We start from the raw sequence: 4,269 nt of genomic DNA, 5'->3' as shown, positions 1-4,269 counted from the left end.
CGCGGTGGACGAGGGTGCCGATCAGCTCCGCCTCCGCCCGGTGCATCAGCTCCCACCCGCCGTCCGCCCGGTGCAGGACCGCGGTGTGCCAGGGCGTGGCCCAGACGTCCCGGTGGTCGAGCAGCCGGATGCCGAACTTCCCTGCGCCGACCGGCTGCGGGTGGATGGACAGCCGGACCGACCGAGGGTGGTGCTCGGCGATCAGGGTGCCCCAGGCGCGGCTGCGCTGGATCACGCCGTACGCGCGTCGGCGGCACTCGCGCTGGAGGGCGGATCTGGTGCCGGTGAAGCCCGCGGTGTCGTCGACCAGGAAGCGGGTGATGCCCCGGTAGAGGGCGGCCGTCTCCTCGTCGGACCGCACCTCGGCCCGCAGCTCCTCCAGGGTCGGGGCGAACCGGGCGTGCACCAGCGCCCGCTTGTCGTCGTACGGCAGGTCGCCGAGGACGTCGCGCAGGTCGAAGGTGCCCAGACGGCCGAGGCCCTCCCTCGCGATCATCGCGGTCAACTCGTCGGAGTACGCGTCGATGTGCTCGTCGGGGACCCGGATCAGGTCGCCGAAGACATGGCCGTCCGAGCAGATCAGCACCCGGGCGCCCGGCGAGTACACCTCGGCGATCCGCCCGCACAGCCGGTCGAGGAAGCCGAGCGCCAGCCGTTCGCCCTCGTCCGGCAGGTGGCCGAGCACCTTGCGGGTGTTGGGTGACTTGCAGGGGAAGCCGGGCAGTGTGAAGGCGACCGGCTCACCGGCGGCCACGAAGGCAGCCAGCTGGCGCAGTTGGACCGGGAAGGCGCCCGGCGGCGCGGCGGTGTCCGGGTCGCCGGCCCGGCGGTGGGGCAGCAGCAGCTCCAGGATCTCGGTGCTGACGCGTTCGACGGCCGGATGGCCGGTGGGCAGCGGGGCGAGTGCGGCGGTTGACGGCATGCGGTCCTCCACGAGGACATGACGGGACGGCGCCTCGGCGCGGGAGCGCCGGGCGCGGCGACGGTGAACGGGCGGGGTGGGTACGGGCGGGGTGTCGGGGAGGTGCGGGGGTGCGGGGTGGTCAGCCGCGCCGGTCGTAGTGGACCGGCAGCCGGTCGACCCCCCGGGCGAGGACGGCGGGGATCCACCGCAGCTCGGACTCCCCGACCGCGAGCCGCAGCCCCGGCAGCCGGGCCAGCAGCGTGCCGAGGGCGATCTGCAACTCGGCCCGGGCGAGCGCGGCGCCGGGGCAGAAGTGGATGCCGTGGCCGAACGCCAGGTGGGCGTTGGGGGCGCGGTCGAAGACGAGCGTGTCTGGATCGGGGAACTGCTCGCCGTCCCGGTTGGCCGCGCAGAGCGAGACGATCACCGAGTCGCCGGCCGGGATCCGGGTGCCGTACAGCTCGCTGTCCACGGCGAAGAACCGCCAGGTGGTGAGCTCGAACGCGGCGTCGTGGCGCAGGAGTTCCTCGACCGCGCGGGGCAGCAGCGCGGGATCCTCACGTAGCCCGGCCAGCTGGTCCGGGTGGCGCAGCAGGGTGACCAGCATTGTGCTGATCTGGTTGGTGACCGGCTCCTGTCCGGCCACCAGCAACTGGAAGATCATGGAGTCCAGTTCCTCCTTGGCCAGCTGCCCGTCGTCCTGGGCGGCGACCAGCCGGCCGAGCAGGTCGTCCGACGGCTCGCCGCGCTTGTCCGCGACCACGTCGGCGATGTACGTCTGCAGTCCGCGCAGCCGCCCCTCGTAGGCCGGGCGGCCCGGGTCCTGCGGGCCGACCGGCTGCACCACTTTGCCCCAGTCGCGGTCGAAGCGCCGTGCCAAGTGCGCCGGCAGGCCGATGACTTCGGCGAGCACCCGGAACGGGAAGTGGGCCGCGAAGCCCTGCACCAGATCGGCGCCGCCCTCGGCGGGCAGCGCGTCCACCAGGTCGTCGGCGATCTGCTGCAGGCGCGGCCGCAGCGCCTCGATCCGGCGCGGCGCGAAGGCGTCCAGGACCAGCCGGCGCATCTCGGTGTGCTTGGGCGGGTCCTGGTGCAGCAGGTGCACCTGGAGCCGGGAGTGCTGGGGCTCCGGCATGATCGACGCCAGTCGGCGCCAATTCTCGTTGCCCAGGCGGTGGTTCTTGCCCAGGCGCGGATCGTTCAGGGTCCGGTGGGCGGCCTGGTAGCCGGTGACCAGCCAGGCCGCGATGCCGCTGGGGAACCGTACCCGGTGCACCGGGCCGGCCTGCCGCAGCCGGTCGTACAGCGGGTACGGGTCGCGCTTGTACTCCTCGCCGAACAGCGGCACGGGTTCGGCCGCGGTGGGGGTGCCATGGCCGAACGGGCAGCCGCCCGTCGGCTCGGTGGGGTCGGTCATGACTGGTGGGCTCCCGGTGGGGGACGGAAAGGGTCAGATCGCCAGGTGCGGATCGTGGTGGTCCAGCCAGAGCGCGAGGTCGACCACGCGCTCCAGGCGCAGCCGGTGGCCCCAGCTGAGCCGGTCCGGCGGGGTGTCCAGGGTGGTCTTGATCACGGACCCGTCGGCGATCTCGCGGACCCGGCCGCCGTGCGCGTCCAGAGCCTCGCGGGCCATCGCCTGCAGGCCGCTGTTGTAGTCGGGGTGGTGGGTGGCCGGGTAGTGGTTCTTCGGCCGGTGCAGCACCGAGTCGGGGGCGAGCCCGGCGGCGGCGGCGCGCAGCAGGCTCTTCTCCCGGCCGTCGAAGCTCTTCAGCGCGAACGGGGTGTTGAAGGCGTACTCGACCAGCCGGTGGTCGCAGTACGGGACCCGCACCTCCAGGCCCTGCGCCATGCTCAACCTGTCCTTCCGGTGCAGGAGTTGGCGCAGCCAGCGGGTCAGCGAGAGGTGCTGGAGCTCGCGTTGGCGGTGCTCGGTGGCGCTCTCGCCGTCCAGGTGCGGGACGGCGGCCAGGGCGTCCCGGTAGGTGTCGGCGCGGAACTCGGCGATCCGCAGGGTGGCCGCCAGGTCGGGCTCGAGCGGCATGGCGGCCTCGTCGCCGGTGACCAGCAGCCAGGGGAAGGTGTCCGCCCCGACCGCGGCCGGGGTGTGGAACCAGGGGTACCCGGCGAAGATCTCGTCGGCGGCCTCGCCGGACAGCGCCACCGTCGAGTGCTCACGGATCCGCCCGAACAGCAGGTAGAGCGAGGTGTCCATGTCGCCGACACCGATCGGGGAGTCCCGGCACTCGACCACGGCCCGCCGGTGCTCGGGGTCCAGCAGACTGCGCGGGTCGAGCACCACGGTGGAGTGGTCGGTGCCGATGAAGGCACCGGCCTCGGCGGCGAACGGGGTGTCGTGGCCGGTGCGCAGCACGTCGCCGGTGAACTGCTCGGCCTGGTCGCTGTAGTCCACCGCGTACGAGCGCAGCCGCGCCCCGGGGCCCTCGGAGAGCCGCAGTTCGTCGGCGACCAGAGCGGTGAGGACGGTGGAGTCGATGCCGCCGGAGAGCAGGCTGCAGAGCGGGACGTCGGCCTCCAGCTGGGCCCGGGCGGTCCGGTTGACCAGCGAGCCGATCCGCTCGACGGTGGTCTGCCGGTCGTCCTCGTGCGGCCGGGCGGTGAGCTGCCAGTACAGCTGTTCGCGCAGGCCCGAGCGGTCCAGGGTGAGCAGGCCGCCGGGCGGGATCTCGCGGACCCCCGCCCACAGCGTCGGACCGGTGTTGAACAGCAGGCTGTACGCCTCGCGCAGGCCGTCGGCGTCGACCCGCGGGGTGATCTCGGGATGGGCGAACAGCGCCTTGGGCTCGGAGCCGAACGCCAGCCCACCGTCCACCCGCGCCCAGTACAGCGGCTTGACCCCGAGCCGGTCGCGGACCAGCAGCAGCCGTTCGCGGCGGGCGTCCCAGATCGCGAACGCGTACATGCCCTCCAGCCGGTCGACCACCGCATCGCCCCACTGCAGGTAGCCGCGCAGCACCGTCTCGGTGTCGCTGCGGGTGCGGAACTCGTGGCCGAGGCGCCGGAGTTCGGCGCGCAGCTGGTGGTGGTTGTAGACCTCGCCGCTGTACGTCAGGACGGCGGCCGGCTGCTCCGGACGGTCGGCCATCGGCTGGACACCGCCGACCAGGTCGATCACGGAGAGCCGGCGGTGGCCGAGCGCGGCGTGCGGGCCGAGCCAGCAGCCGCCGGCGTCGGGGCCGCGGCGGGTCAGGGTGGCGGTCATCGCCTCGATGACCCGGGCGTGCGGGGTGAGGTCCTGGTGGAACGACACCCAGCCGGTGATTCCGCACATGCGGGGGTTCCCTTCTGCGGGGAGGGAGATGGACGGGACGGGGCACGGCGGGCGCCGCGGGGGGGGGGGGGGGCGG

At 73.6% G+C, this 4,269-nt stretch carries 3 protein-coding genes; all 3 read right to left on the bottom strand.

All coding sequences use genetic code 11. From position 1 onward, the window contains the following. Nucleotides 1–922 (bottom strand): L-tyrosine/L-tryptophan isonitrile synthase family protein (locus tag AA75_RS37180; protein WP_082527116.1); only part of this gene is annotated, 922 nt, incomplete at its 3' end. 121 nt (nucleotides 923–1,043) lie between these two features. Continuing rightward, nucleotides 1,044–2,321, bottom strand: coding sequence for a cytochrome P450 (locus AA75_RS37175; RefSeq protein WP_082527115.1), 1,278 nt, complete (start codon nucleotides 2,319–2,321; stop codon nucleotides 1,044–1,046). Between the two features lie 33 nt (nucleotides 2,322–2,354). Then, complete coding sequence (gene asnB / locus AA75_RS37170; protein WP_033824839.1) at nucleotides 2,355–4,193, bottom strand: asparagine synthase (glutamine-hydrolyzing); 1,839 nt, start codon at nucleotides 4,191–4,193, stop codon at nucleotides 2,355–2,357. Nucleotides 4,194–4,269: the final 76 nt, after the last annotated feature.

This window comes from Kitasatospora sp. MBT63 (assembly GCF_000710465.2).
In the GTDB taxonomy this organism is placed as follows: domain Bacteria; phylum Actinomycetota; class Actinomycetes; order Streptomycetales; family Streptomycetaceae; genus Kitasatospora.
This window is presented reverse-complemented; position numbering and strand designations above follow the sequence as displayed.